The sequence below is a fragment of the Mesorhizobium sp. P3_A8 genome (assembly GCF_056402995.1).
Genome location: NZ_JBFUGI010000015.1, coordinates 127,238 through 153,000 on the forward strand (window position 1 = coordinate 127,238; position 25,763 = coordinate 153,000).

At 64.7% G+C, this 25,763-nt stretch carries 28 protein-coding genes; 15 read left to right on the forward strand and 13 right to left on the reverse strand.

From position 1 onward, the window contains the following. Positions 1-23: 23 nt before the first annotated feature. A complete protein-coding gene (locus tag AC1DX4_RS29665; protein ID WP_477223693.1) occupies positions 24-296 on the reverse strand; it encodes a hypothetical protein in 273 nt (90 codons plus the stop codon). Positions 297-584: 288 nt separating this feature from the next. Here AC1DX4_RS29665 and AC1DX4_RS29670 point away from each other — a divergent pair, with 288 nt between their 5' ends. Both AC1DX4_RS29670 and AC1DX4_RS29675 read left to right on the forward strand, forming a co-directional pair. Beyond that, positions 585-1,748: a hypothetical protein gene (locus tag AC1DX4_RS29670; RefSeq protein WP_477223694.1), complete on the forward strand. Its 1,164-nt coding sequence runs from the start codon at positions 585-587 to the stop codon at positions 1,746-1,748. Further along, complete coding sequence (locus AC1DX4_RS29675) at positions 1,741-2,499, forward strand: ATP-binding cassette domain-containing protein (protein WP_477223695.1); 759 nt, start codon at positions 1,741-1,743, stop codon at positions 2,497-2,499. Before AC1DX4_RS29670 ends, AC1DX4_RS29675 begins: the two co-directional genes overlap by 8 nt. A gap of 33 nt (positions 2,500-2,532) precedes the next feature. On the opposite strand, the gene AC1DX4_RS29680 is transcribed toward AC1DX4_RS29675, so the two are convergent. From AC1DX4_RS29680 to AC1DX4_RS29690, 3 genes are all read right to left on the reverse strand, one after another. Continuing rightward, the gene (locus tag AC1DX4_RS29680) at positions 2,533-3,537 is read right to left on the reverse strand and encodes a zinc-dependent alcohol dehydrogenase family protein (RefSeq protein WP_477223696.1); all 1,005 of its coding nucleotides are present in this window, start codon (positions 3,535-3,537) and stop codon (positions 2,533-2,535) included. 37 nt (positions 3,538-3,574) lie between these two features. Then, on the reverse strand, positions 3,575-3,832 hold the full coding sequence (locus AC1DX4_RS29685; protein WP_477223697.1) for a hypothetical protein: 258 nt from the start codon (positions 3,830-3,832) through the stop codon (positions 3,575-3,577). Between the two features lie 324 nt (positions 3,833-4,156). Then, positions 4,157-4,906: a DUF899 domain-containing protein gene (locus AC1DX4_RS29690; RefSeq protein WP_477223698.1), complete on the reverse strand. Its 750-nt coding sequence runs from the start codon at positions 4,904-4,906 to the stop codon at positions 4,157-4,159. A 314-nt stretch (positions 4,907-5,220) separates the two neighbouring features. On the opposite strand from AC1DX4_RS29690, the gene AC1DX4_RS29695 reads away from it, so the two are divergent. The 3 genes from AC1DX4_RS29695 (at position 5,221) to AC1DX4_RS29705 (ending at position 8,081) form a co-directional block, all read left to right on the forward strand. Beyond that, positions 5,221-6,441 (forward strand): helix-turn-helix domain-containing protein, encoded by a 1,221-nt coding sequence (locus tag AC1DX4_RS29695; protein ID WP_477223699.1) that lies wholly within the window; start codon positions 5,221-5,223, stop codon positions 6,439-6,441. A gap of 33 nt (positions 6,442-6,474) precedes the next feature. After that, entirely contained in the window at positions 6,475-7,107 is a 633-nt protein-coding gene (locus AC1DX4_RS29700) for a Vgb family protein (protein ID WP_477223700.1), read from the forward strand. Positions 7,108-7,250: 143 nt separating this feature from the next. After that, positions 7,251-8,081: an aldo/keto reductase gene (locus AC1DX4_RS29705; protein ID WP_477223701.1), complete on the forward strand. Its 831-nt coding sequence runs from the start codon at positions 7,251-7,253 to the stop codon at positions 8,079-8,081. A 1-nt stretch (position 8,082) separates the two neighbouring features. On the opposite strand, the gene AC1DX4_RS29710 is transcribed toward AC1DX4_RS29705, so the two are convergent. The 6 genes from AC1DX4_RS29710 to AC1DX4_RS29735 all read right to left on the reverse strand — a co-directional run bounded on the left by AC1DX4_RS29710 (position 8,083) and on the right by AC1DX4_RS29735 (position 14,690). Further along, a complete protein-coding gene (locus tag AC1DX4_RS29710) occupies positions 8,083-8,400 on the reverse strand; it encodes a MocE family 2Fe-2S type ferredoxin (RefSeq protein WP_477223702.1) in 318 nt (105 codons plus the stop codon). A gap of 76 nt (positions 8,401-8,476) precedes the next feature. Beyond that, positions 8,477-9,418, reverse strand: coding sequence for a substrate-binding domain-containing protein (locus AC1DX4_RS29715; RefSeq protein ID WP_477223703.1), 942 nt, complete (start codon positions 9,416-9,418; stop codon positions 8,477-8,479). A 110-nt stretch (positions 9,419-9,528) separates the two neighbouring features. After that, positions 9,529-10,533: a sterol desaturase family protein gene (locus AC1DX4_RS29720; RefSeq protein ID WP_477223704.1), complete on the reverse strand. Its 1,005-nt coding sequence runs from the start codon at positions 10,531-10,533 to the stop codon at positions 9,529-9,531. A gap of 7 nt (positions 10,534-10,540) precedes the next feature. After that, positions 10,541-11,332 carry a 3-methyl-2-oxobutanoate hydroxymethyltransferase gene (locus tag AC1DX4_RS29725; RefSeq protein WP_477223705.1) on the reverse strand — a complete coding sequence of 264 codons (792 nt, stop codon included), beginning with the start codon at positions 11,330-11,332 and terminating at the stop codon, positions 10,541-10,543. Between the two features lie 74 nt (positions 11,333-11,406). Then, a complete protein-coding gene (locus AC1DX4_RS29730; protein WP_477223746.1) occupies positions 11,407-12,414 on the reverse strand; it encodes a LacI family DNA-binding transcriptional regulator in 1,008 nt (335 codons plus the stop codon). Positions 12,415-12,566: 152 nt separating this feature from the next. Beyond that, positions 12,567-14,690, reverse strand: a complete 2,124-nt coding sequence (locus AC1DX4_RS29735) for an alpha/beta fold hydrolase (protein WP_477223706.1) — start codon at positions 14,688-14,690, stop codon at positions 12,567-12,569. Positions 14,691-14,859: 169 nt separating this feature from the next. Between AC1DX4_RS29735 and AC1DX4_RS29740 the strand changes: the two genes are divergently transcribed. Both AC1DX4_RS29740 and AC1DX4_RS29745 read left to right on the forward strand, forming a co-directional pair. Then, positions 14,860-15,099 (forward strand): hypothetical protein, encoded by a 240-nt coding sequence (locus AC1DX4_RS29740; protein WP_477223707.1) that lies wholly within the window; start codon positions 14,860-14,862, stop codon positions 15,097-15,099. Continuing rightward, positions 15,099-15,386: a hypothetical protein gene (locus AC1DX4_RS29745; RefSeq protein WP_477223708.1), complete on the forward strand. Its 288-nt coding sequence runs from the start codon at positions 15,099-15,101 to the stop codon at positions 15,384-15,386. The genes AC1DX4_RS29740 and AC1DX4_RS29745 overlap by 1 nt, the downstream gene beginning before the upstream one ends. 66 nt (positions 15,387-15,452) lie before the next feature. Here the strand turns inward: AC1DX4_RS29745 and AC1DX4_RS29750 are convergent, their stop codons facing one another. Further along, positions 15,453-15,761, reverse strand: coding sequence for a hypothetical protein (locus tag AC1DX4_RS29750; protein ID WP_027046206.1), 309 nt, complete (start codon positions 15,759-15,761; stop codon positions 15,453-15,455). Positions 15,762-16,015: 254 nt separating this feature from the next. Between AC1DX4_RS29750 and AC1DX4_RS29755 the strand changes: the two genes are divergently transcribed. The 4 genes from AC1DX4_RS29755 (at position 16,016) to AC1DX4_RS29770 (ending at position 19,314) form a co-directional block, all read left to right on the forward strand. Continuing rightward, positions 16,016-16,717, forward strand: coding sequence for a glutathione S-transferase family protein (locus AC1DX4_RS29755; RefSeq protein ID WP_477223747.1), 702 nt, complete (start codon positions 16,016-16,018; stop codon positions 16,715-16,717). A gap of 269 nt (positions 16,718-16,986) precedes the next feature. Then, a complete protein-coding gene (locus AC1DX4_RS29760; protein WP_477223709.1) occupies positions 16,987-18,492 on the forward strand; it encodes a helicase HerA domain-containing protein in 1,506 nt (501 codons plus the stop codon). 7 nt (positions 18,493-18,499) lie between these two features. Next, entirely contained in the window at positions 18,500-18,820 is a 321-nt protein-coding gene (locus tag AC1DX4_RS29765; RefSeq protein ID WP_477223710.1) for a hypothetical protein, read from the forward strand. A gap of 41 nt (positions 18,821-18,861) precedes the next feature. After that, the gene (locus AC1DX4_RS29770; RefSeq protein WP_477223711.1) at positions 18,862-19,314 is read left to right on the forward strand and encodes a hypothetical protein; all 453 of its coding nucleotides are present in this window, start codon (positions 18,862-18,864) and stop codon (positions 19,312-19,314) included. Between the two features lie 29 nt (positions 19,315-19,343). Here AC1DX4_RS29770 and AC1DX4_RS29775 read toward each other — a convergent pair whose 3' ends face one another. Further along, positions 19,344-19,733: a Ros/MucR family transcriptional regulator gene (locus tag AC1DX4_RS29775; protein ID WP_477223748.1), complete on the reverse strand. Its 390-nt coding sequence runs from the start codon at positions 19,731-19,733 to the stop codon at positions 19,344-19,346. A 392-nt stretch (positions 19,734-20,125) separates the two neighbouring features. On the opposite strand from AC1DX4_RS29775, the gene AC1DX4_RS29780 reads away from it, so the two are divergent. The 4 genes from AC1DX4_RS29780 to AC1DX4_RS29795 all read left to right on the forward strand — a co-directional run bounded on the left by AC1DX4_RS29780 (position 20,126) and on the right by AC1DX4_RS29795 (position 25,063). Beyond that, entirely contained in the window at positions 20,126-20,995 is an 870-nt protein-coding gene (locus tag AC1DX4_RS29780) for a DUF6502 family protein (RefSeq protein WP_477223712.1), read from the forward strand. After that, on the forward strand, positions 20,992-22,059 hold the full coding sequence (locus tag AC1DX4_RS29785) for a DUF5666 domain-containing protein (RefSeq protein ID WP_477223713.1): 1,068 nt from the start codon (positions 20,992-20,994) through the stop codon (positions 22,057-22,059). The genes AC1DX4_RS29780 and AC1DX4_RS29785 overlap by 4 nt, the downstream gene beginning before the upstream one ends. 671 nt (positions 22,060-22,730) lie before the next feature. Then, on the forward strand, positions 22,731-24,242 hold the full coding sequence (locus AC1DX4_RS29790) for a glycosyltransferase (RefSeq protein ID WP_477223714.1): 1,512 nt from the start codon (positions 22,731-22,733) through the stop codon (positions 24,240-24,242). Beyond that, complete coding sequence (locus tag AC1DX4_RS29795; protein WP_477223715.1) at positions 24,242-25,063, forward strand: hypothetical protein; 822 nt, start codon at positions 24,242-24,244, stop codon at positions 25,061-25,063. The genes AC1DX4_RS29790 and AC1DX4_RS29795 overlap by 1 nt, the downstream gene beginning before the upstream one ends. 18 nt (positions 25,064-25,081) lie before the next feature. On the opposite strand, the gene AC1DX4_RS29800 is transcribed toward AC1DX4_RS29795, so the two are convergent. Next, positions 25,082-25,717, reverse strand: coding sequence for a class I SAM-dependent methyltransferase (locus AC1DX4_RS29800; protein WP_477223716.1), 636 nt, complete (start codon positions 25,715-25,717; stop codon positions 25,082-25,084). Positions 25,718-25,763 lie beyond the last annotated feature (46 nt).

Consider the following 25,763-nt stretch of genomic DNA (forward strand, 5'->3'; position numbering starts at 1 on the left):
GTTCCGACGGGCCGGTGGCGCGGCTACGCCTTCGCTTCGACCAGGATCACCAGCGATTCCGGCACGACGCCATCGTGCGCCATGGCGTCGGCGGCTGCCTTGCTCTGCATCAGTGCGGCCATCTTATCCATATCCGGCACGTCCATCAGCACAGCCACGCGTTTCGGATTCTGCGGATCGACGAAGGTGCGGACGTTGGTGATCCCAAGCGAGCCGAACAGCTCCTTGCGCTTGGGTGAACTGAGCCAGTCCTTGCTGTCTTTCGAGATGTTGTGATGGCCAATTACGGTTGGCATGGCATCCTCCCAGGGTGACGCCGGCGGTCGATATCGCCCGCCTACGCTGCGATCCACCTGTGCAGGCCAGTGAGCGCCGTTTCCGCAGGGCTGTCAATTAGCTGTTGCTGACGGATGCTCGGCACATCGTGACCAGCCTTCATGCGACGATGCAGGTCCCCTGACTGCGCTGAAGAACGTCGAGGCAAAGCCCGCGCAGGCGGCAAAGCAGCTACGGCCCTACTGGCGGCACAATCGTCGCCGACCTATGTCGATATCCAACTGGTTTGCGATCGCGATGATGGAACAATGCGGCACGACAGGCTTGTCCTGACCCTGCTCTGGCGCGAGCTCTCGGCTGGATTGCGCTCGATGCGCCGCCGCGACCTTGCCTGGATCGTGCTCGGCGGCGGGGCTTTGCTTGTCTATGCCATCGCCGACATCGTCCTCGCCTTGCGGGCATCAGCAGCCACGCTGCGGCAGGCACAGACGCTGTGGCTGCTTGGCCTGCCGGGCGCGTTTCTCGTTCTAGGTGGCTTCGCCGGCAACGTGCTCACCAGGCTTTGCCTGTCGCGCGCCTTTGCGCCATTCCTCGGAGCCTTGCCGCTGTCGTTGCGGGAGCGCCGGCGCATGGCGACGGTGGCGATATTTGCGATGGGCATTCCGCTTGTCGTGGCGGCCGCGGCGGCGGTCGGTCTTGGCGGTGCCGTCATCGAAAAACCGCTGGCGCCGGTCTGGGGTCTCGGCGCCGCGATCCTGTTTGCCGCGGGCCTGTTGGCGGCAGCCGGCTGGCGGCTGCGCAGCGGCCACGATGCCATCGGTCTCGAAGACAAGGCCGGCCCGGCGGGCGAGGGGCGTGGACGCCGTCCCTGGCTCGGCGTCTTCGACCGTTCGGCGCCGGCCTGGCTGTCCAGCTGGGCCTGGGGGCTGCCGGCTGGCCGTGTGTACCCGTCCTGGCGACTGGTTGTCGCGGCCGTCTTCTTCGGTGTCGTCGCGGCCCTTTCAGCAGCGATCAGCCTCGTTCGTCACGACGCCGTGCCGGCGGCCATGGCCGGCCTGACCGGGGGCCTTGCCGTCTTCATGCTGAGCGCGCGATTCCATCCGCTCGGCTCGCCGGTGTTGCGCACGGCTCCGCTCGGCTTCGCCAGGGCCTGGCTGCGCCTGGCGCGGCTGCCCTTGCAATTGTCGGTCGCCTTCTTTCTCCTGCCGGCAGGCGCAGCCCTGGCGGCGGAGCCGTCGGCCTGGGCGATGCCGGTAGCCAGCGGCCTGTGGCTGCTGGCGCTGAACGGCGCCTATGCGGTGTTTGCCGCCTATTTCATGACCGTGCCGTTCGTCGCCGCGTTGAGCTTCATCAGCGCTATCGCCTACACCAGCTACGAATCGCTCGAATACGGTCGCACCGTGCTGATAGGTTTTGCCGCCCTTGTCCTGTTCCTGTGGCACCGGGCGCAACGGAGATATCGCCATGGATAGCAGTGTCGATTCTGCCGAGATACTCACGGTTCGCGGGCTCAACGCCGGCTATGGGGGCCGCGCGGTCGTCAGCGGCATCGATCTGTCGCTCGACCGGGGCGACATCCTTGGCTTGCTCGGCGCAAACGGCTCAGGCAAGTCCACTTTGCTCAGGGCGATCACCGGCCAGATCCGGCCGCTCGCGGGCAGCGTGGCGATCAACGGCGTCGACCTTGCCGTTGCACCGGAGCGCGCCAAGTCCGGCTTCGGCCTCGCCATCGACCCGCCCGACTTACCGGGGACGCTGACCGGCCAGCAATATCTCCAGCTCGTCGCCTCGATCCGCGGCTGCACCGAAGATGACTGGCCTGGCGTCAATGTCGCCGAACGGCTCGGGCTCAAGCGCTGGATCGACCGGCTAATCGCCGAATATTCACTCGGTACGCGGGCCAAGATCGCCATTGCCGCGGCTCTGCTCGGTGCGCCACCGCTTTTGATCCTCGACGAGTCCCTGAACGGCCTCGATCCGCTCGCCGCCTTCGAGGTCAAGCGTATCATCCTGGCCCTGGCGGCAAGTGGCCGCCATGCCGTCATCATCTCCACCCATGTCGTGGAGGCCGTGCCTGGCCTGTGCAACCGCGCCGTCCTCCTGGCCGAAGGCCGCATCGCGCGTGACTGGGATGCAAGGCAACTGGCCGAGGCGGGGCGTGTGCCTGGCGCCTTCGAGGCCGAAGTCATGCAGGCGCTTGCGGTCCAGGCGGCTGACGGATGAAGGCACGTTGAGGCGTGCATCTGCCCGCAGGGCTCAAAGTTCCAGGCAAACCTTGCCGAAGTGCTTCTGGGCTCCGTAGTGCGTGAAGGCGGCGGCGATGTCGCGCAGCGGGAAACGGCGGTCGATGACGGGCTTGATGCGGTTGACGTCTATCGCGCGGATCATGTCCTCCTGATCGGCCCGGCTGCCGATCGAAATGCCGCTGATGCGGATCTGGTTCGAGAACACGGCCGGGATGGACACTTCAGCCGCAAAGCCGGTCAGCACACCGATCAGGGCGATGTGGCCGCCTGTGCGGCAGGCGGCTATCGATTGCGCTAGCGTGGCGGGGCCGCCGACCTCGATCACGTGATCGACGCCGCGTCCATGCGTCAACTCCCTGGCCTTGCGGCCCCATTCCGGAACGGCCTTGTAGTTGATGGTGGCGTCGGCGCCGAGGCCTTTGAGCCGCTCCAGCTTTTCCGCGTCGGATGAGGTGGCGATGACCCGGGCGCCGGCGGCCTTGGCGAATTGCAGTGCAAACAGCGATACGCTGCCGGTGCCGAGGACCAGCACCGTGTCGCCGGGCTTCACCTTGCCGCACACCACCAGGCCGCGCCAGGCGGTGACGCCGGTGCAGGTCAGCGTTGCGGCTTCCACATGCGTGTAGCCCCGAGGCGCCCTGGTGAAGGCCTGCGCCGGCATGCAGACATATTCGCTGGCCACGCCGTCAAAACTGTCGCCCGGCACATCGCGCCTGGTGGCGGGCGTCATGTCGCCGTCGAGCCACCAGGGATAGAAGGTGCTGACGACGCTGTCGCCGGGCTTGAGTGCATCGACCCCGGTGCCGACGGCGATCACGTCACCCGCGCCGTCGGACAGCGGCACGCGGCCATCGGCGAGCGGTGTCTTGCCCTGCACCGCGAAATCGTCACGCATGTTCAGCGAGCAGGCGCGGATCCTGACCATCACCTCGCCAGGTCCTGGCTGGGGCGGGTCTTCCTCGACCAGGTCCAGCCTGTCCAAGCCACCGGGCGCTCTCAGCCTGACGAGCTTCATTGTCTGTCTCCGACGTGTGGGGATGTTTGACGCGGATCTAGCGGACCTGGCGGCCTGAAATCACGCGCAGCCAGGGTGCAAGATGGAAGGCGCTCATCAGCAGGTACATCGCTACCATGCCAGTGAGCGGCGAGGCGCCCATGCACATCATGGATGCATCACTGCCCTGAAGGCAGGAGAGCAGTGCCATCACCGCGAAAGTCGGGGCGGCGGCGAGGCAGAGCCAATCGACTATGCCGAGGGCGGCTGTGTTTTCAGGGGTTGCGCTACCGGTGCCAGAATGGATATCGCTCATAATCTTAATCCCTTAATGGTTGCGGCCCGTCAGAATCTGCGTTCCTCGCCCCCACTTTCGTCTAGGCTATGGGTGATTGGTGTGACTGATCAGGGCCATGCTTGATTGGCAGGTGGTTCCCCCAATCCGTCGCTGCTTCGCAGCGCCACCTTTCCCCCCTCCGGAGGGAAAGGAAGAGAGCTTCGCTGGACGAGCGTTGACTGCAAAAAGCCTGGCGCCTTTCCTCTACCCCGTCGATCGGGGGAGAGGTGGCTCGGCGAAGCCGAGACGGAGTGGGGGTCGACCAACGCGGCACAAGGGGGCTTCGCTCTCGTCAGTCCCTTGCTACTCGCCCTTGTCCCTGAACGCGGCTTCACCCGCCGCGGACACCTCGGCCCATTTCTTGTCGGCGCCGGCTTCGTAATTGTCGTGCCAATTCCACCAGCTGTAGAGCGGGGTTTGCGGATAGCCTTCGGGCGAGTCCTCCCAGATCTCCTGGCGGCCGAGCGGGGTGGCGTCGAGATAGCTCCAGACCGTACCCATCGCCTCGTCGCCGCGGCTGTTGATGAAATAGGTGCGGAAGACGCGGTCGCCGTCATGGATGAAGACGTTGTGGCCATGCCATTCGTCGACGCCGAAATCCTTGTCGAAGCTGTCGGCGATTGTGTACCAGGGTATGTCCCAGCCCATCCGCGTCTTCAGCCGCGCAATGTCGGCCTGAGGCGCGCGCGAAGCGTAGGCAAGCGTGGTGTTGCGGGCGTTGAGATGGGCGAGGTGGCCGACCTGGTCGGCGCCGAGCGAGCAGCCGCGGCAGGCGTGATCGGGCCAGCCATAGACGCCCGGCTCGAAGAAGGCGCGGTAGACGATCAACTGGCGGCGGCCCTCGAACAAATCGAGCAGGCTTGCCTTGCCGTTGGGGCCTTCGAACACATAGGCCTTATCGACTTCGACCCATGGCATGCGCCGGCGTTCGGCGGCGAGCGCGTCCTTGGCGCGTAGCGTCGCCTTCTCCTTGACGAGAAGCTGCGCGTGCGCGGCTGCCCATTCCTGCTGCGAAACGACCGGTGGGGTCTGCATCGTCATGTGCTTGGTCATTGGTCTTCTCCTTTGCCAGTGGTGCGGTCTGTTGCCTGGGGATCCAGGCTAGGGCGATGAAGCGGGATGGCGTGAGTTACATCTGCGACGGGATTTGAATCCTCCGGCCCGGCACAGCAGGGGTGGCGGGGCCGTGCGGTGTGTTCGAGATTTTCGGTTGCAGGCATTTTCAACTACCTCTAGTGAGATGCTTAATAGTGACAGCTAAGATGCTTAGTTTGGGCGTCAACCGTGCGGCTTGCCGGCCGGCGGTGTTGATCTAAGTTACGGCGGCATGCGGTGGGGGTGGGAGTTACAAGTGTGACGGGATTTGAATGGACTCGCTGATCACGGCGGCAGCGCTGGCGCTGGCGGCGGGCGATCCGCTCGGCGCGCTCGACCGCGTTGCCCTGCGCGAAGATGCGCCGGCGCTGGCGCTGCGCGGCATCGCCATGGCGCAGCTCGGCGATTTCGATCGCGCCAAGCTGCTTTTGCGGCGGGCGGCCCGCGCGTTCAGCCCGAAAGAGGCCGTGGCGCGGGCCAGATGCGTCGTCGCCGAGGCCGAGATCGCGCTGGTCTCGCGTGATCTGGGCTGGCCGGCCAAGGCGCTCGACGCGGCGCGCACAACGCTGGAAAAGCATGGCGACCGGCTGAACGCGGCGCATGCAGGCCACCTCAAGGTGCGGCGCTTGCTGCTGATCGGCCGGCTCGACGAGGCTGAACATGTGCTGGCCGGGCTCGACCCGACGCCGCTGCCGCCGGCCGCGCGAGCCGCGCATGAGCTTGCTGTCGCCGGCATCGCCATCCGGCGGCTCAGAACCCGGCCGGCGCGCGCAGCACTCGAATGGGCACGCAACGCCGCCCGCCAGGCCGGCATTCCAGGCCTCATGGCGGAGGTCGACAGCGCATCCCTGGCATTGGACACACCGGCGGCGCGGCTGATCACTCAGGGTGCAGAGCGGCCGCTGCTGCTCGAAGAAGTCGAGGCGCTGCAGGCATCGCCGGCGCTGGTCCTCGATGCCTTTCGCTATACCGTGCGCGCCGGGGACAAAACGGTCTCGCTGGCCAGCCGGCCGGTGCTGTTCGCACTGGCGCGTGCACTTGGCGAGGCATGGCCCGGGGATGTGTCGCGTGAGGAGTTGGTGGCGCGGGCTTTTGGCGGCAAGCATGCGGATGAATCGCATCGCGCGCGGCTGCGCGTCGAGATCGGCCGGCTGCGCGCCGAGCTTACCGCGCTGGCCGACATCAGTGCCACCAAGCGCGGTTTTGCGCTGGCGCCGCACCAGGCGCGCGCGGTGATGGTGCTGGCGCGGCCGATCGAGGAACGGCATGCGGCTGTGCTGGCCTTGCTGGCTGATGGCGAAGCCTGGTCGAGCTCGGCCCTGGCGCTGGCGCTGGCAACCGGCCAGCGCAGCGTGCAGCGAGCGCTCGAGCCGCTTGCCGAGGCCGGCAAGGTGCAGTCTTTCGGCCACGGAAGGGCGCGCCGCTGGATGACGCCGCCGGTGGCCGGATTCACGACCACCTTGTTACTCCCGGCGCCGCTGCCAAGTGGTTAGGAAGGGTGGATGACCACTATCGAGGATCAAGACATGAAACATTCACCGGCCGAAATCCTGCGCGAATACGGACCCTTTCCCGGTGTCGAGCGGATCCATGGGGTGAGCTTTGACGGCGAGAACGTCTGGTTCGCCTCGGGCGACAGGCTGAACGCCTTCGATCCGCAAAGCGGGGAGAAGCTGCGCTCGATCGATGTCGCCGCCCATGCCGGCACCGCCTTTGACGGCCGGCATTTCTTCCAGCTCGCCAATGATCGCATCCAGAAGATCGATCCCGATACCGGCGCGGTGCTGTCCACGATACCGGCGCCCGGCGGCGGCCGCGACTCCGGGCTGACCTGGGCCGAAGGCACGCTCTGGGTCGGGCAGTACCGGGAGCGCAAGATCCACCAGATCGATCCCGAGACCGGAAAAATCCTGCGCACCATCGAATCCAGCCGCTTCGTCACCGGGGTGACCTGGGTGGATGGCGAGCTGTGGCACGCCACCTGGGAAGGCGACGAGAGCGATCTGCGCCGCGTCGACCCGAAAACCGGCAAGCTTCTGGAGCGGCTCGACATGCCGGCCGGCAAGAGCATTTCGGGGCTGGAATCCGATGGCGCCGACCGCCTCTATTGCGGCAGCACGTCCACCGGGGTGGTGCGGGCCGTGCGGCGGCCGAAATGAGCTGGTTCCTCTGACGAAAGCATCAGGGCTGCGAAGTCGAGCCTCGCGAATTTGTCCATCGGCGACTGGTCGTCGCCCCGGTGCATGCCTAGATAGGCTGCGTTGGGCGACCGCCCGGACATCTCTTCGCAAAGGACCCGACAATGCCCGAACAGATCACGCTGAACGACGGCGCTACCATCCCGCAGCTTGGCCTTGGCGTGTGGCAGGTCGATCATAACATTACGGCTGACGTGGTCGGCTGGGCGATCAAGGCGGGGTACCGGCTGATCGACACCGCCGAGGGTTACCAGAACGAGGAAGGGGTCGGCGAGGCGATCCGCGCTGCCGATGTGCCGAGAAGCGAGCTGTTCATCACCTCGAAACTGCGCAACGGCGCCCACCAGCGTGATGCTACCCTGCGCGCCTTCGACGACACGATGAAGAAACTTGGCATCGAGCAGATCGACCTCTTCCTCATCCACTGGCCGGTGCCCAGCCAGGACAAATATGTCGAGGCCTGGAAGACGCTTGTCGAGCTGAAGCAGGCGGGGCGGATCAAGTCGATCGGTGTCTCGAATTTCAACCAGGACCATCTGGAGCGCATCATCGGCGAAACCAGCGTAGTCCCCGTGGTCAACCAGATCGAACTGCATCCCCGCTTCCAGCAGCGCGACCTCAGGCATTTCCATGCCCGCTACGGCATCCACGCCGAAAGCTGGAGCCCGCTGGGCAGCGGCCGGCTGCTCACCGACCCGACGATCGCGGGCATCGCTGGGAAGCACGGCAAGTCGGCCGCGCAGACGATCATCCGCTGGCACCTTCAGCAAGGGCTGATCGTCATCCCGAAGTCGGTCCGCCAGGACCGCATCGCGGCCAATTTCGACGTCTTCGACTTCGAACTGGATGCGCAGGATCTCGAGACGATCGCCGGCATGGATTCGGCCGACGGCCGCGACGGCCCGAACCCGGCTACTGCGGCGTTTTTGTTTTGAGCTAGTCCGACAGATCGACCAGCACGGCGCCGCCTTCCAAGCGCGCCGAATAGCTCTTGAGATTGATGCAGGGCGGCAAGCGTTTGGCTGCGCCGGTGCGATAGTCGAAGGCGCCGCCGTGCTTGGGGCATTCGACCTCGTAGTCCATCACCAGCCCGTCGGCGAGATGGACCGCCTCATGGGTGCACAGCCCGTCGGTGCAGAACACTTCGTCGCCGGGCGAGCGGAAGATGGCGTAGGTCCGCCCGCCATGATCGAAACGGCGCGCGCCTTCCTGTTCGATGTCGTCGAGGTCGCAAGCCTTGATCCAACTGGACATTTTTTACCCCTGAATGCGATCGCAACGGACCCCCGGAACAGCTTGAACCGCTGCCCCGGAGGTTCTGGTCCTGGGTTTAGTTCTTGCTGAGGTAGTCGGCGGCGTTGGCTGGCGTGACCAGTTCGAACGGCACATAGACGACACGGTCGACCTTCTCGCCCTTGGCCAGAGCCAGTGCCGCATCGACGCCGCCGCCGCCCTGGCCCTTGGCGTTCTGGAACACGGTCACAGCGAGGTCGCCCGCCTTCATCGCCTGCAGGCCATCCTGGGTGGCGTCGATGCCGCCGACGACAACGCTCTTCATGTCGATGCCATTGGCCTTCAGCGCCAGGATGGCGCCGATGGCGGATTCGTCGTTGTTGGCGATGACAGCATCCGGGGCAGGGCCTGCCGTAAGCCAGTTGGTCATCAGGTTCTGCGCATTGTCGCGGGCCCATTCGGACGACTGCTTGTCGGTGACCTTGATGAAGTTGCACATGTCGGTGGCGAAGATCTGTTCGACATCCTTGGTCCGCTGCAGCGCCGCCTGGTGAACAAGGCTGCCCATGACGATGTAGGCAGTGGCGCCGGCTGATTTGCCTTTCGCGCGCAAGAGCTTGCACACTTCGAATGCCTCGATCGTGCCGGATTCCGTTTCGTTGGAGCCGACATAGACCTGTTTCTCCGGCAGATTCTTCATGTCTGATGGTTCGAGGTTGACGAAGACCAGCGGAATGCCGGCCTTGGCGGCTTCCTCGCTGATCGTCTTCGACGCGTTGGTGTCGACCAGCGTGACGATGATGGCATCGACGCCGCTGGCGATGAAGTTCTTGACCTGGTCGAGTTGCTTGGCGACGTCGTTCTGCGCATCCTCGACCTGGATGCCGGCGCCCTTTTCCTTGGCGCGGTCCTGCATGCCGTGCATCAGCAGCGTCTGGAAATTGTTGTCGAAGTTGACGATGCTGACGCCGATCTTGGCGGCGAAGGCTGATGTCGACATCAATGTGGCTAGCGCCGTCGAAATGAGAAAGTTCTTCACGGTTTCCTCCCTTGGATGGAGTGCCGGTTCACTCCTCCCTTGATTACCGGCCCTTGCGGGATGGCTGGATGGATGGCTGGCGCCATCCGTGTGGCTGTCTGCTTGGGCTGTCAGTTGGCGGCGTTGGCGCGCGCCTTTTTCTTCTCGTAGCGGGCCTGCATGCGGGCCTCGCCGTCCTTGCTGCCGTCGTGGAAAGTGCCGAACCACTTATCGAACGGGATGAGGCCGTCGCCGTAATTCACCTCGAAGTATTTGTGGTGGAGGTAGTGGAGGTAGGCGTGGCTATCGATGGTCTTGTCCTCGGTCAGCTCGACCTTGTCGAAGCCGACATGGCCGGGAATGGCACCGAAGCCGGCATAGTGGAGTTGGTAGAGCGCCAGCAGCGGATTGGACGGGATGATCAGATGCCAGAGCGCCACGCCGAGGTAGCCGAACTGCTCGACCGGGTGCATGGCCAGCGAGGACCAGGGCGACGGGTTCACCGAATTGTGGTGTACCGAGTGCACCCATGTGTAGAGCGGCGGCCAGTGGATCGCCCGGTGCAGCAGGAAGAAATGCGTCTCGTGGATGATCGGCACCGCCAGCGCCAGCAGGAAGAGATAGACCGGATGCTCGGCGAAGGTCAGCCACGGCACATAGCCATTGGCGTAGGCGCAGAGAATGCCGACCTCGATCGCCGTCCAGATCGGCATGCCGGTGCCGAAGGTGCGCAGCATGTTGTCGAGATTCTGGTTCTGGAAGAAGAAGGCCTTGCTCTTCTGCTCCGACGGCCATTTGCCGTTGTATTTGAATCGGTTGCCCTGGCTTCTCAAGATGTAGAGTCGGATCTCGAAGGCGCCAAAGAACACAAGCAATGCCGCGCAGTTGGCGAGGAACAGCCGCAGGATCCAGCCCCAGGATAGCGTCTTCATCACCTCGACATCGGGCAGCACGAAATGCCACCAGGCAACCGCCGAGAGCGCGAAGAGGATGTTATAGGGCAGGAAATAGTGCGGCAGCCATTTCAACAGCGCCAGCGGCCGCGGCGGAAACGTAAAGAGCGGCGCCGTGCCGGCAGGCTCGTTCGGAGCCCAGTCGCCGCGCTTGTTGCGTGTGCCGTATTTCAGATCGTCCATGGCGGTCTCACAAAGACTGGGAGAGGGTGAGGAAGCGGTCATAGGCGGCATCGTCCATGTCCACCTGGTGCCGCGCTTCGGGGTAAAGGCCATCGGCCACGTCGCGGCCGAAGGCGCGGAAGGCGGCGATGCGCTTCTCCTGCAGTTCGGCCTCCAGCGTGACGAAGTCGGCATAGCGCCTCGCATGGCGCGGATAGTGGCCGTTGTGGGTGCCGAGCACGTCGCTGGAAAACAGGTACTGCGTGTCGCAGGCCGAGCCGCAGCCCATGCCCATGGTGATCAGCGGCGTCGAGCGGGTGATGTGCTCGGCGAGCCGCACCGGCACCACCTCGACCTCGATGCAGGCGGCGCCCGCATTCTCCAGATCCTTCACCGCTCGCAGGACCTTCAGTGCCTCTTCGGCTGATTTGCCGATGGCGCGGAAATTGGTCCAGGTGGCGCGATTCGGCACCAGGCCGACATGGCCGGTGACGGGAATGCCTTCGGCCGCCATGGCCTCGATGAAGCGCGGCGAATGCGATGAATAGACCGCATCGGCGCCGCGCTTCATCATCGCGAAGCCGAGCCGCACCGCCTCATCAGGCGAGGCGACCGCGCCATGCGGCATCCCTACGGAGAGGAAGGCGAGGGGTGCCGCCTGGCGAATGGCTTCGAGATTGTGATCGGGTTCGCATGAGAGAATAACGATGTCGCAGGCGACAGCGGCCGCTGCCTCTGCCGGCGTGTCGACATGCAACTGCAGCCATTTCTTGCTGTCCTTGGCGCTTTGCAGGTCGTGTACCGTCAGCCGTCTGGTCACCAGTGATCCTCCCATTTGCGAGAGGCTTATCATCGCGGCCGGTGGAAGGCCGCTTGTTCCTTGATCAAATCAGATCAAAGGTTTTCGGCGGTGAAGGTGATGAAGCGGATCGGCGGGTTTTCGATCGGCAGGTCGTGCAAGCCAAGCCGGGCCAGGATGAGGTCGATTGCGCGGCGTGCCTGCGCTTCCGGCGCCTGGTCGAGCACGACGTCCATGGTCCCCGCGCGCAGGGCCGCGCTGCTGCGCTCGGTCAGCTCATGGCCGACGAAGAAGATTTCGTGGCGGCGCGGATGGCGGGCCAGCACCTCGTTCAATGAGCCATTGCCGCCGCCGGCATTGTAGAAGCCGGCGAGATCGGGGCGCTGGCGCAGAAGATCGACGAGAAGGTCGGCGCTGCGGGGTCCCTCGTCATGGCCGAACAGCACCTCGACGAAGGCGAGGTCAGTGCGCGGATGCTCGGCCAGATAATCGGAAAAGCCGCGGATACGGTCGCGATGCACCTGGTAGATCTGGCTGTGGCAGAGTGCTGCGATGCTGCCGCTGCCCGTCTGCATGCGGCTCATCAACTGCGCGGCCACACGGCCGGCGGCGTAATTGTCGATGCCGACATAGTCGGCCTTCGAGCCGGCGATGCGGGTCACCACCTGGACCGTCGGCACACCTTGCGCCTCGACTTCAATAAGGGCCGCGCGGATCAGCGGATCGTCCGGCACCGCCAGGATCAGCCCGCCACGGCGCATGCCTGGCTCACGGATACGCCGGGCGACGGCCGTGGCGTCGCCTTCGTCCAGAAAAGTCCGGTGCACGGCGACCGTGCGGTCGAGCGTGGCGGCGATGCGCTCAAAGGCGCGGGACAGGCGCGAGAAAAAAGTCGAGTCCGGCCGCATCAGGATGACCTCGATGCGGAGGATGCCGCGATGGGCCTCGGGCAGCCGGCGCGGATAATCGAGAGAGCGGGCGGCTGCGACTACCTTCTCCACCGTCTCGGGCCGCACGCCGCCCCGGCCGTTGAGCACGCGCTCGACCGTTGCGGTGCCGACCGCAGCGCGGCGGGCGATGTCTGCGAAGGTGGGTTTGGCGATGGCGCCCTCCCTGATGCGATTTGATCAGGGAGGTATCACAAAGACTTCGGCAAGGCTTCACCCTGACGGGTGGCGCATCCGAGTTCTCGGTCAAATAAATCAGAGACGCGAAGGATTATGGCCACGGCGCGATCTTGCTCGATAAGCAGACTTTATCTGACCGGCTCGACGGAGAAAAGTTGCAAGCTGCCGGGAAGACCAGCGATCTCCACCTCGCCATGCTCTTCAAACGCCAGACCGGAGCCGATCACCAGGTCACGAACCGTCCGTGATGCGATGACCTCGCCCGGCCCGGCATTTTCAAGCAAGCGCGATGTCAGCTCGATTGCGATGCCGGAGAAATCATCGCCGCGTTTTTCGCATTCGCCGGTATGGACTGCGCAGCGGACATCGAGACCGGATTGTCGCAGGCGATGGCGGATCGCGATGGCGCACTGGATCGACCGGGTCGGCCTCTGGAACACGGCGAGAAATCCATGTTCCGAGTGCCTGATCTGCCTGCCTTCGGCCGTGAGCAATTCGGCACGGATTTCGTCAGCGTGGCGTTCGACAGGATCCGCGCCGGGACAGGAAGGTGGGCTACTCATCTCCAGCAACAGCACCGACACCAGGACACGTTCGCCTGGCGCCGCCGGCAAGGCGCTGGTAACGAAGGACTGGATCTCGTCGACGAGGCGATCGGAATTCTCGCCCCAGATCACGTGATCGCGGCCGGCGAGTTCGATATATCTGGCGCCTTCGATGTGCGTCGCCAGGTAGCGTCCTTCTTCAGGTTTGACCCAGCGATCGCCGGTCGTCTGCACGATCAGTGCTGGAACGTGAATGGTGGGCAGGATGTCACGGATGTCGATTTCTGTCCCCCAGCGCCAGAGCGCGATGGCGTCGGCGGGCGAGGCTGAATTCCTGAGATACGCGGCGAACCATTCCCTCTCGGAGCTGTCATTCATCAGGCTGGGTGCCGCATTGCTCATGTCAGCGGGCTCGCCCCATTGTCTCTCGACGGCGGCCAGGTCTTCTTCCACCTGCTCATTTGTCCTTGCCCATGGGTAATCCTTCGACCACCTGCCCCTGGCATAGGTTCCGTTGAGCACAAGTGCCGCGGTGCGCTCGGGATAAGTCGCCGCGAACAGCATGCACATGGGTCCGCCTTCCGAGCTGCCGAACAGAGCCGTGCGCTTCGATCCGACCGCATCCAGCACCGCCCGCATGTCTTCCATTCGCTCCTCGAGCGTCGGCAAACCAACGCTGCGGTCTGACAACCCCGTGCCGCGTTTGTCCATGCGGATCAGGCGCGAAAAGGTGCCGAGGCGATGAAGCAGATGCGAAAGCCGCGGCGACGACCAGGCAAGATCGAGGTTGGAGACCCAGCCGGGAACATAGATCAGGTCGATCGGTCCATCGCCGGTCACCTGATAGGCGATGTTGATCCCGCCCGATTTGACATAGTGGGTCGAGGCCTGCTGCCGCTCGCCGGCATGGGTTGGCGTCGGTGGTGGCGCTCCTGCAAGCGAGGCCGGGCCTGCCGTCCTGGACTGAGCTTGCGGCGCCATGCGGCGCGTTCGCAACTCTTCGTAGAGGGAACGGGTTTCCGGCTCGGGCTGCAGGTTGAGCGCGCGCTGCAGCATGCCACGGCAATTTTCGTATTGCCTCAGCGCAAGATTGATCCGGCCCTGAGCCGCAAAGGCTCGCATCAGGGCCCGGTGGATGTCTTCCCGCAGGGGCTCCATGGTCAGTAGACGCGTCGCCGCCCGCACGCCTGATGCCAGATCGTTCGTTGTGGAGTAATGGGCGACGAGTTTCTCCAGCACCGCGACGGCGACTGTCCTCAATCGCTCGCGCTCCACCCTGAGCCAGTCTTCAAAAGGCTCCTCGTTCAGACCGAAGCCCTCGAGAAGATCGCCACGATAGAACACAAGAGCCTGCTCGAGTTGCTCCGGCGCGGCGCCGGCGGCCAGTGTCTCAAAGCGTGCGACATCGAAATCAAGATCGTCGAGATTGAAGGTGATGCTGTCGCCGTTGGTCAGGAACCTGCCGTTGCCAGAAGCGTGCATCGCCTTCCTGACGCCGGACAGGGCCTGCCGCAGGTTCATGCGGGCCTGGGGCTCGCTGTTGGCGCCCCACAGCAGGGCGGCAAGCTTCTCGCGCGACTGCGAGTGTCGCGATTGCAAGGCGAGATAGGCAACCATGGCGCGCGCCTTGCGGCTGAGAACCGGCACTGCCGCCGCATCGCCAGCAAAGTCGAAACCACCGAGCAGATTGAGGTGAGGGTGCGCCATCGGATCCGCCACAACTTCCCGGCGATCCTTTCGCGTAGCTGCCCCCATTTCAACTGTGATTTTGCCGAAGCGGCGCTTTTCACGAATCCATCACGCTTGTTCCAACGCGCGTCTCACGGCGGTGGAGGACAATTTCGGGGATCAAACAACCTCACCTCAGGAGGACGCCATGCCGCCCCTAAGCTCGACCGACTGGCCCATCTGGCACGATGATCCCTGGGAAAATTCGCGGTCCGGCGGGGTAGCACCGCTGCGGCATGATCTTGCGCTCGCGCGCTATCTCGACAGGCAGCTGGCCTGGCGGGCATCGGCGGTACGCAATCCCTTGGCCTCCGCGATCCGCTGGTGCGGGCGTGTCGTACGGGCGCGGCGCTTCCCTCGCATCCTGCGCGCTGAAGGAACAATTTGATGCACCCAGACAACAAACATCCACCATTCGGCCGGAATTTCGCGATTTCCATCTGGGACGACGTGCCGTCCGACTGGCGCGACGCCGCGGCGCTGGTCGACCGCCTGAGCTTCGAGCCGTCGCCGCTGGACGCGAAGCCTGCCGGACCAAAGGCAGGGTTATCTGCTCGCGTGGCAGCTGCGCTCCGGAGCCTCTCGGCCGCGATCCGAAACCGCTTGGCCCGCCGCAGCGGGAGGACGCTGCAAGGTCCGAAAACCCCGAAGCCGCGAGATATTGCATTGAAGTGACTTGTGGCGCCGACGGTGAAGCTGCCAATCTCCCCCACTTGGGCGATCGGTAGCTATGTCCTGTCGCTAAATCCCCGAGCCATCCAACTGCTGGGCATCCTCGCCTTCCCAGGGCGCCGGCAGCGAGCCGCCGCGGCTGAGATTGGCCGAGGGCAGGGGCATCCAGCATTTCAGCTCGGGGTCGGCGTATTCGACGACGCGGCCAGGTGAGGAATCCGACGCGCGCCAGCCTTCGCCGGCGAACTGGTCGCCGCGCGCCCAGTAGGCGAGGTCGACTTCCGCCGGTCCCTGTTCGGAGGGACGGACCGTGACCAGGATCCGGCTGCCGTCCTTGGGCGCCGTCGACATGTGGCGCCACCGTTCGGGCTCGTCCATCGCAATTCCTCCTGCCTTGGTCCGAGGGGAAGTGTCGCCTCGCCATCAGGGGCGGTCAACCCAAACTTTGCGCCATCCGTCCAGTTTCGATTGGCAGCCAAAACGCCTTGATGCACCCTGGCCCCCGGTTCGGGGGAAATGAACGAAATGTCGGATTGCATCGACCGCCTCCGTCCTAGGTCTGGCGATGTTGGCCAGGACAAGGAGAGGCATTCATGCGTGACAAGATCGAGCCGATGCCGGCTGTGGGCGATATGAAACTGTATTTCAGCCGCAATCCCAATCCGCGCCTGGCGGTCGCGGTGGCGCGTCATCTCATGGCCGGGGTGACCTTCGAATTCGCGTCACCCTTCGCGCCGGGGCAAGCGGAGCGCTTCCGGCCGCTTAATCCCAACCTTTCCCTCCCGATACTGGCGTGGCCGGGCGGCAGTCTTTGGGAAGCGGACGCCATAGCCTGCCGGCTGTCGCGCGACGTCGGATCGGATTTCTGGCGCACCGGTGATGACGAGCCCGACATGATCCGCTGGCTGAGCTGGGGCAAGGAGAATTTTGCGCGGGCCTGCGACATGGTGCATTTCGAGCGCGGCACCAAGCAGCGCTATCATCTGGGTCCAATCGACCATCAGCTGGTCGAAGAGGGGCTGAGGCTCTTCGATACAATGGCGGCAATCCTGGAGGCAGCGCTTGGCAACCGGCAATGGCTGCTCGGAGACCGGGTCTCCTATGCCGATTTTCGCATGGCGACCTTCCTGCCCTTCAACGATGTCGCCGGCCTGCCGCTCGCCGACTATCCCGTGCTCATCAGTTGGTATCGCCGGCTCGAAGCCATCGACGCCTGGCGCGACCCTTTCGAGGGGCTGGATGCGCCGCCTTTGCCGCCGGTGTCGCGCAACGCGCGTAAGCTGGGAGCGGTAGGGGGCAAACTGACGACCGGCGTATACACAAAGGAAACTTGAAGACGCCGGCCGCCATTTGGGGCGTTGGGGTGCATCTCGTTGGGGCGCGATGCAAGGTCAGGCTACGCGGATGCCGGACGCCTTCAATCGGAACGCTGGCGCATGGTGAACAGGTGGTTACTATCCACAGGCCGACGACCACCCCTTACGGACCCTTCGTTGTCCCTCACACCTGTGTGCAACACCCCACGGTCGGCCATCGGTGCTCGACGGGCAGCAGCTGGGTTGCTAAGCCCCATGCCGCGCAGGAGACCTTTTTGAGTCGAGACATGACCGTTGCGATCGAGATGGGACACACCACGGCGGGCGCCCCAGCTAACCTCGATCTCGAGGAACTGCTGGCGACCCGCCTTCTGGTGCAAGGCAATTCGGGTTCCGGCAAGTCGCATCTGTTGCGGCGGCTCTTGGAGCAGAGCGCGCCCTGGGTCCAGCAGACCATCATCGATCCCGAAGGCGACTTCGTCTCGCTCGGCGAGCGCTACGGCCATCTGGTGATCGATGCCGAGGAGCATACCGAGCGCGGCCTGCAGGCGGCCGGCGAGCGGGCGCGCATCCACCGCGTTTCCACCGTGCTCAATCTCGAAGGGCTCGACGCCGAGAACCAGATGCGGCGCGCCGCCGCCTTCCTTGGCGGGCTGTTCGAGGTTGCCCGCGATCACTGGTATCCGATGCTGGTGGTGGTCGATGAGGCGCAGCTGTTCGCGCCGGCGGTGGCGGGCGAGGTGTCGGACGAGGCGCGCAAACTCTCGCTCGGCGCCATGACCAATCTGATGTGCCGTGGCCGCAAGCGCGGGCTGGCCGGCATCATCGCCACGCAGCGGCTGGCCAAGCTTGCCAAGAATGTCGCTGCGGAAGCCTCCAATTTCCTCATGGGCCGCACCTTCCTCGACATCGACATGGCGCGCGCCGCCGATCTGCTCGGCATGGAACGGCGGCAGGCGGAAGCCTTTCGCGACCTGGAGCGCGGGCAGTTCATGGCGCTGGGACCGGCGCTGTCGCGCCGGCCGCTCGGCCTGCGCATCGGCCCGACCGACACCAGCCCGCGCAACGGCACGCCGCGGCTGATGGCGATGCCGGAAGCAGCACTCGAGGATGCCCGCGCCATCATCCTGGCGGCGCCGCCGCCCGAGACGATGCGCGCGCCGCGCCGGGTGGCGTCACCCGACCTGCTCGACCAGCTGATGGCGGCGAAGTCGGCGGCGCTGGAAATCCGCCCCGAACCGGCGGAGCCGCAAATCAGCGCCGAGGACCTGGCGGAACGGCGCGAGCGGGTGGACCGCGTGCTGCGCGCCATTCTGGCGCAGCCCGATGCAGGCTTTCGCGTCATCGGCGTGCTCTACCAGGAATTCGTGGTGCGCTGCCGCATCGAGGGCCTCGCCTCGGTGGTGCCTGACCTGCCTGAGTTTCGCCGCATGCTGACGCGCGCCCGCGCCGGCCTCGGCTCAGACATGGCGGCAGGTGATGACGCTTGGCGGGACGTTTCCGTCCGCGCATCGCTGCTGCCCGACGACATGCAGGGCGTGTTCATGATGATCGCGCGGGCGGCGAAGGAGGCCTGGCCGTGCCCGAGCGACGCCGCGATCGCGCGCGCCTACGGTTCGCACTCGCTGCGCCGCGCCCGGCGTCTCTTGACCTATATCGAGGAGCAAGGCCTCATCGTCTGCCAGCTCGACGGCACCGGAAAGCGCACCGTGACGCTGGTTGAACTCGCCTGGGCCACGGCCCCAGGCGACCCCAACGCCGAGGAGGTGGAGCAGGGGAGCCTGGCGCTGTGAGGGGGCTATGACGCGTTCAACTCCCGGCAGATCGCAGGGGCAGCCTGGCGGCAATGCCGCCCGGGTGCGCATCATGGGGACGCCGCGCTCCGGCACCAATCTCGCCAAGCACCTGGTCGAAACCCATCTTGTCGTGCCTGTCGTCTTCGACCAGGGCTTTTGGAAGCATGGGATCTTTCCGGCCCTGATGAGCGGGCGCGACCTCGGATATGGCGACTTGCCCATCCTCGTGATGAGCAAGGATCCCATTACCCAGCTCTGTCATGGTTCCGTTTCAGCAGGAACGACAGCCTTTTCAGGCCGGCCAGACATCTTGGACCGTTCCTGAACGGGCCTTTCGAAATCAGGCAGGATTTCACGCGGCCCAAGATGACCTACAGGTTCCGCACACCTGCCGATTACTGGAACCAGTTCTACTTTGCTCTGGAAGCCCTGCGCCGCACCGGCGCACCGGTGCATTTCGTCAGCTATGAGCAGCTCGTTGCAACGCCGGCGCTTTGCCTCGCTTCGATTTCGCGTTTTCTCGACCTGTCCCCGCCTTTCGACGCCGGCGCCACCGTGACCATTCCACGGCACGCGATCGGCGCCAGCAATGACATCGACCGCCCCGCGGACCCGGCCGCCAAGCAGGGTCCGTTCGATCCCGCGCGCGCGGACCTGGCATCCGCGCTCGCCAGGATCGGATGGCGTAATGCGCGCCGCATCCTGCGCGACATCGACGATGACGTGCTCGATGCAACGGGCCGGGCTGGATTTCGCAAAACCTGCCGGAAGGCGATCGGTCCGGCGGCGATAGCGAGGTCGTTCATCGGCTTCTGGTGAGGTTGGTGCGCCGCGCCGCCTCCAACTGCCTATTTTGATTTTCGGCCGAGCCCCATGGATTTGGCGAGTTGCGAGCGGGTCGCGGAATAGTTCGGCGCCACCATCGGGTAGCTGGAAGGCAGGTTCCATTTCTTTCGATACTGCTCCGGCGTCAGGCCGTAATTCGTCTCGATATGCCGCTTCAGCGATTTGAAACGCTTGCCGTCCTCCAGGCAGATGATGAAATCCGGCGTGACGGATTTTTTCACGGGCACGGCATATCTGATCTCATCAGGCCCGCCATCGGCAACGCCATCCGAAATATTCCGGATCGATGCGTGTATCTTTCCGATGAAGTCGGGAAGCTCGGCGGCGGGAATGGGATTGTTCGAGACATAGGACGACACGATATCGGCGGTTATGGAAATGACCGGATCGATGGTCTTTCCGTTGCCGGCATATGAGCCGGCGCCGTCGGTGACCTCATCAGGCGTTTCTTCGAAAATCCCTCCGGCCCGGACGATGGTTGGTCTGACATAAGGCTTCTTCAAAAGGCTTCTCCTTGACGCGCATGATCTGGGGTTACATTCTGCCCGAACATAGTTGTGGGAAAATTTCACACGTGTCAACTGGCGTGAACCAAGATGATTTGGCCAAGTCGAAAGCGTTGTTCCCCCATAGGGTGCAGGCAACCGGAACTGACGCGAAAGAAGGACCGCCGATGTCGCTTCTTTGGCCGGCACCCTTGTGGAAGCATTTCCCACAAGCTATTTTCGGCAGGAATTTCCGAGGGATGGATGATCGATCTCGCGATTGAGAAGTGAAGGCGACGATGAGCAAATCGGCGGGACAATATCTGGATGCCGCGGGCGTCCAGAACGCGTTGAACCGGGTTCTTCGCCCGCTGGTGCGGCTCGCCATCAAGTGCGGGGTGACGTTTCCGGCCTTCGTCGACCTGCTGCGACAGCTCTACGTCAATGTGGCGGAGCATGAGTTCGCCTTGCCGGACAAGCAGCAAACCGATAGCCGGGTCAGCCTGCTGACGGGCGTTCACAGGAAGGAAGTCAGTCGGCTGAGAGGGGCGGGCGCTCCGGTGCGGGTGGTGCCTGATTCCGTGTCCAGGACGAGCGCCATCGTCGCGCGCTGGCTGGCCGATCCGCTGTTCGTCGACGCCAAGGGCGTGCCGTTGCCGCTGGCGCGGACGAGCGAGGCCGGCGAGCCGTCCTTTGCCGGCCTGGTCGAATCGGTGACCCGTGATCTCAGGCCACGCGCCGTGCTGGACGACTGGCTCGACCGAGAGCTGGTCGAGATCGACAGCAAGGATCGCATCGTCCTGATGGAAGGGGCGATGGTGCCGCGCGGCGACGGCGAGGTCCGGCTCTACTATTTTGCCCGCAATCTCGGCGATCACGCGGCCGCCTCGGTCGAGAACGTCCTGGCCGACGCGCCGCCCTTCCTCGAGCGCGCCGTCCATTATGACGGGCTGTCGGAAGAGCTTGCCAGGTCGCTCGAGGCCTACAGCCGCGAAATCGCTGTCGAAACGCTGCTGCGCCTCAACAAATACGCAAACCAGGCCATTCAAAGCGATCCCGGCGGCACCAGCCGGTGGAATTGGGGTGTCTATATCCTCACTGCCGACGGCACGTCGCTGGTTGCCGAGGAGTCATCTGAGAACAAGGATGCCGGCGGAGAGACGGCATGAGCGGCAGGCCGACGAGACGGGGTTTCCTGACGCTCGCAGCCGCCGTGCCGGCGGTGTTTTTCAGCCTGCTTGCAAGGACGACCGAACAGCCGAAAGACCAGGGTATTGGCGGCACCGGCTGGACGGCGGGCACCGACGGCGACCAGGGCATCGGCGGCACCGGCATCGTCGGGACGATCCAGCGCTTCGGCAGCATTTTCGTCAATGGCGTGCGGGTTCAGTATCAGCCTGACGTGCCGGTCTGGATCGACGGCGTCCGCGTTGCCCCGAACAGCCTGAAGGTCGGGCATGTCGTGCGCGTCGCGGTGGTCCAAAAGGCCGATCGCGTGATCACCTACGCCATCCATGTCACCAGCGAGGTGGTGGGACCGGTCGAGCGCAAGACCGCCGGCTCGATGCGGGTGCTGGGACAGCAGGTCGACATCAGCCAGCTTGCGGAGGCATTGACTGTCGGGGTGGGCGATATCGTGGCTGTCCACGGCATTCGCCGGCCCGACGGGAAAATCGTTGCCAGCCTGGTGGAGGCCAGGCCGGATGAAACGCACTATCTGGTTCGCGGCCTGGCGGTCGCAAGATCGGGCGCGTTGCTGGTCGGGCGGCTCAAGATCGGACCCGGATCGTCGCCACTGGCAAACCGGCGCGTTCAGCTGACCCTCACCAAGGCCACGGGCGGATACAAGATCGTGCATCTGGAAGCGGAAACGCCGGTGCCGCAGGCCCATGTCGCGGATGTTCTCTACGAGACGTTTCTGCAGCGTCGCGGACAATTGCTGGAATCGGGTCTGGGCATCGCCGTCGACAATCAGAACGGCGATGTGAAATCGACGGCTGCTGTCCGGGCGTTTATCGAGGTCGGGTTCGATCGCGAGGGCAACATCGTATCGGCGTCGCGTGGGCACGGTGCCGGCGGGCCATCGCCAAACCAGCCTGGCATGCCGCCCGGCGGGCTTCCCGGGGGACCGACCGGGCCGGGCGCACCGACTGGACCGGGCGTACCTGGAGGACCTGGGGGGCCGGGGGGACCCGGCGGGCCGGGTGGCCCTGGTGGGCCGGGCGCACCTTAGGCCGACGCATCATCTTGGCCGGACGCCGTAATCTCCGGCGTCGGCGCTGCCCCTCACTGTCCTGCCGGACATCTCTCCCCGTAAACGGGGCGAGAGGGGCTGGCCGCGACGCCGGCGTTCTTCTTGCAACGTTGGTGATTGGCGAAGCCGCCGATGACAGCGTCCCTCTCCCCGTCACTATACGGGGAGAGGATGCCGGCAGGCAGGTGAGGGGCAGCGCGAACGGCTGGCCGTTATTGCAACGGAATTGAGCAGGAGACAGCAACGATCCGGCCGGTCCGTCCTTTGCGATAGACGGAACCGGCCGGCACAGCCGTACGGGGCTCGTTGGGTAGGGGCGTGAGCTTTTTTGGTACGGCTGCTTTCCGCGGACCATACGGGGGGCGGACGGTCCGCTGAATCCTATGGAATGTCCTGGCTTCCTTTCCTCTCACAGTCACTAACGGACTCAATGTGTGGGAAAATTACCCACAAGTCAACCGCGCACTCTTGACGTGGGTAAATTTCCCACATACATCAGATCGACACCTGAGGTTCGAAACCCTCGGGCCTCGGAACAAGGCAAGACAATCCGAAATGATGCGGCCGAAATGACGCGGCTTTGGCCGCCACGGATCTTGTTGCCTCCGGATCGAGTCGATTTTCGGTGAAGCAACCTCGAAGGTAAACCATTGAAAAAACTGTATATTGATGCCTCCCTGCCGTTTCGTTGGGGGCCGCATCCGCCAGTGGGCATCCCGCGCGTCGAAACGGCGCTCATCCGTCAGGCGCTGCGATGGAAGGGCTCGCCGGTCGGCTTCTTCATCGTCGACGCCTGGGGGCAAGGTCAAAGGCTCGACGAAACGGAACTTCGCTATCTCCGTCGGCTGGTCGACGGCGATCTGCCGCAACCGATTGGCGGTGAGGGAAGCTCGTATCTGGCGCGGCTGTGGAAAGTGCTGTCGATCATGCGGGCGGCACCGTTCTCTGCTGGGCGCGAGTTCGATCGCGTGGCGGCGATCTTCCTGTCGGGGGCCGAGAAGCGACGCGGCGTCAAGTTTCAGCTGTCCAAGACAGCCATTCGGCTGTTCAAGATCGTGAAGTCGGCGCTGCGCCCAAGCAGGCTCGACAGCGGGGATCCGCTGAAGGATGAAAACGCCATATGCTTTCTGTCCAGCGCCAGCGTGCACGAACTGGCCTCGGGCAAGTTCGCCGGAAAGAAAGCCAAAAGCGGCATCTTCACCTTGATGCACGACCTCATTCCGATCGACTTCCCGCAATTCGTCGGGCCGCATCACGCGCGCGGTTTCGTCCGCAACACGGCATGGCAGCTGGACAATGCGCAGCTGCTCGTCTGCGTCTCGAAATACACCGCCGACCGGGTGAAGTGCCATGCCAAGGCCTCCGGCCTTGGCCGGGTTCCGCGGGTCGCGGTTGCATCGCCCGGCGCCTTTCTCAGGGAAGGCGTCAGCGACCGGGAGATGTCCACTGAGCGGCAAAACCGGGATCGCAAGTTCGTCCTCTACTGCTCGACGATCGAGATCCGCAAAAACCACATCCTGCTGCTCAAGGTCTGGCACCGGCTGTTGCCGCTGCTGGGTGAGCGGCTGCCGACGCTCGTGCTGTGCGGCCGCTGGGGCTGGATGTATGAGGAGCTCACCGCCTTCATGGCGCAGCATCCGGAACTTGCCGAACATGTCGAGTTCCGCTCCAACCTCAGCGACCGGGAGCTGGCGGAACTCTACCGGGACGCCGAATTCAGCGTCTATCCCTCCGCGGTCGAAGGCTGGGGCCTGGGTGCCGCCGAGTGCCTCGATTTCGGGCTGCCGGTGCTGATTTCGGATGCGCCGTCGCTGACGGAGGCGACGCAGGGGCTGATGCCGACCATTCCCGCGCGCGACGTCGAAGGCTGGTGCGCCGCGGTCGCCAAGGCCTGCACCGATCCGGTCTGGCTGGCGGAATTGCGCCACATCATCGCGTCGCGCTACCGCCCGATCCGCGAGCGCGCGTTTTTCGCGACCATTGTCGACCACGTCGCGGCCATCGACGCTGTCGCGGAAACCGACCCTGTCGCAGGAGCCGACGCTGTCGCAGAGGTTGGCTCAGACGATCTCGCACCGAGAATTTACGGGCCGAATCCGGCGGCGGCGGCCAAGCAGCCCGGCGCATTGGCAGCCGATCAACCGGTTTTTCGCGGGGCGTGATGGGAACCATTGTCGATATGTCGACGCTTGGCGGGGCGCGGGAGCGCTCCGGCACTGTTGCCGTGCGGGTGATGGGGACGCCGCGATCCGGCACCAATCTGGCGAAGTATCTGCTCGAACGCTATCTCGGCGTACAAATCGTCTTCGATCACGGCTTCTGGAAACATGGGGTCTTTCCGGCGCTCATGAACGGGCGCGACATACAGTATGGCGACCTGCCCATTGTCGTCCTGAGCAAGGATCCGGTCAGCCAGATCCTGTCGTGGTTCCGCCTTGCCAGAAACGACACGATTTTCAAGCCGAACGGGAATCTCGCTTCGTTTCTCACGCAGCCCTTCGACGTCAGGCAGGATTTCACCGAGCCGAAGCGCATGGAATACAGGTTCCATTCGCCGGCCGATTACTGGAACCAGTTCTATTTCGCCATGGATGCGCTTCGCCGCTCCGGCGCGCCGGTGCATTTCGTGCGCTATGAGCAGTTGGTTTCAGATCCGGCCGATTGCCTGGGTTCGATCTCGCGTTTTCTCGATCTTGCCTCGGTCTTCGATGCCCGCCGGGTGGTGGCTCTCCCCAGGCACACGCTCGGCGCGAGCAATGATTTTGATCCCGCCGACAGTCCGGCGGATGAGAAGACCTTCGACCCCGCCCGCGCCGAGCTGACATCGGCGCTGGCCAGGATGGGATGGCGCAATGCCCGCGCCATCCTGCGCGCCGTCGACGACGACGTGCTGGACGCCACAGGCCGGTCCGGGTTTCGCCAGATCTGCCGCGAGGCGGTTGGCCCGGCCGCGATGCTGAGGTCGCTCGTCGGCTTCTGGTGAGGCGCTGGCGAAGGCCGGTCAGCCCACCGCCGCGATGCCGGCGTGGTGGCTGCCCAATTGCCACAGGGGCAAGGGAAACCGCCCGTGCTGCACTTCGATGAGGCGGAAGCCCGCCCCGCCGATCAGGCGCAGCGGATCGCGGTTAAGGTGGCAGCCGCCGGCGATCGATCCCCACAGCCGGTTCAAGCGCTCCTGCCACCGGCGGCAGCGCGGCCCCTCGGCCTGGCCGTGCTCGATGAAGATCAGCCGGCCCGTCGGCTTCAGGATGCGGCGGATTTCGCTCAGCGCGGCCTCGGGGTCCGGAATGGTGCAGAAGGCATAGGTGACGACCACCGTGTCGGCGAAGCCATCGGCCAAGGGCAGGCTTTCGCCGCTGGCGCGGATGCATTCGACTGGGAAGGGTGAGGCGCTGCTCTTCGGTGCGGCGAGGCCGAGCATCGTGCCGTCGGGATCGACGCCGATCAGCCGCTCCACCCTGGCGGCGTCGTAATAGGGCAAGTTGAGGCCTGAGCCGAAGCCGACTTCGACGACGACACCTTGCGCCCGCGGGATGACGCGCCTGCGCATATGCGTGAATGCGCTGGCCGAGCAGCCGGCGTGGACGAAGTAAGGGGCGATGCAGCGCGCATACCAGGAGAGGCAGGTCTGGCACATGGCTCAGCCTCCATGCCTGGCGGCAGGGACGCCGTCGGCTAGCGGT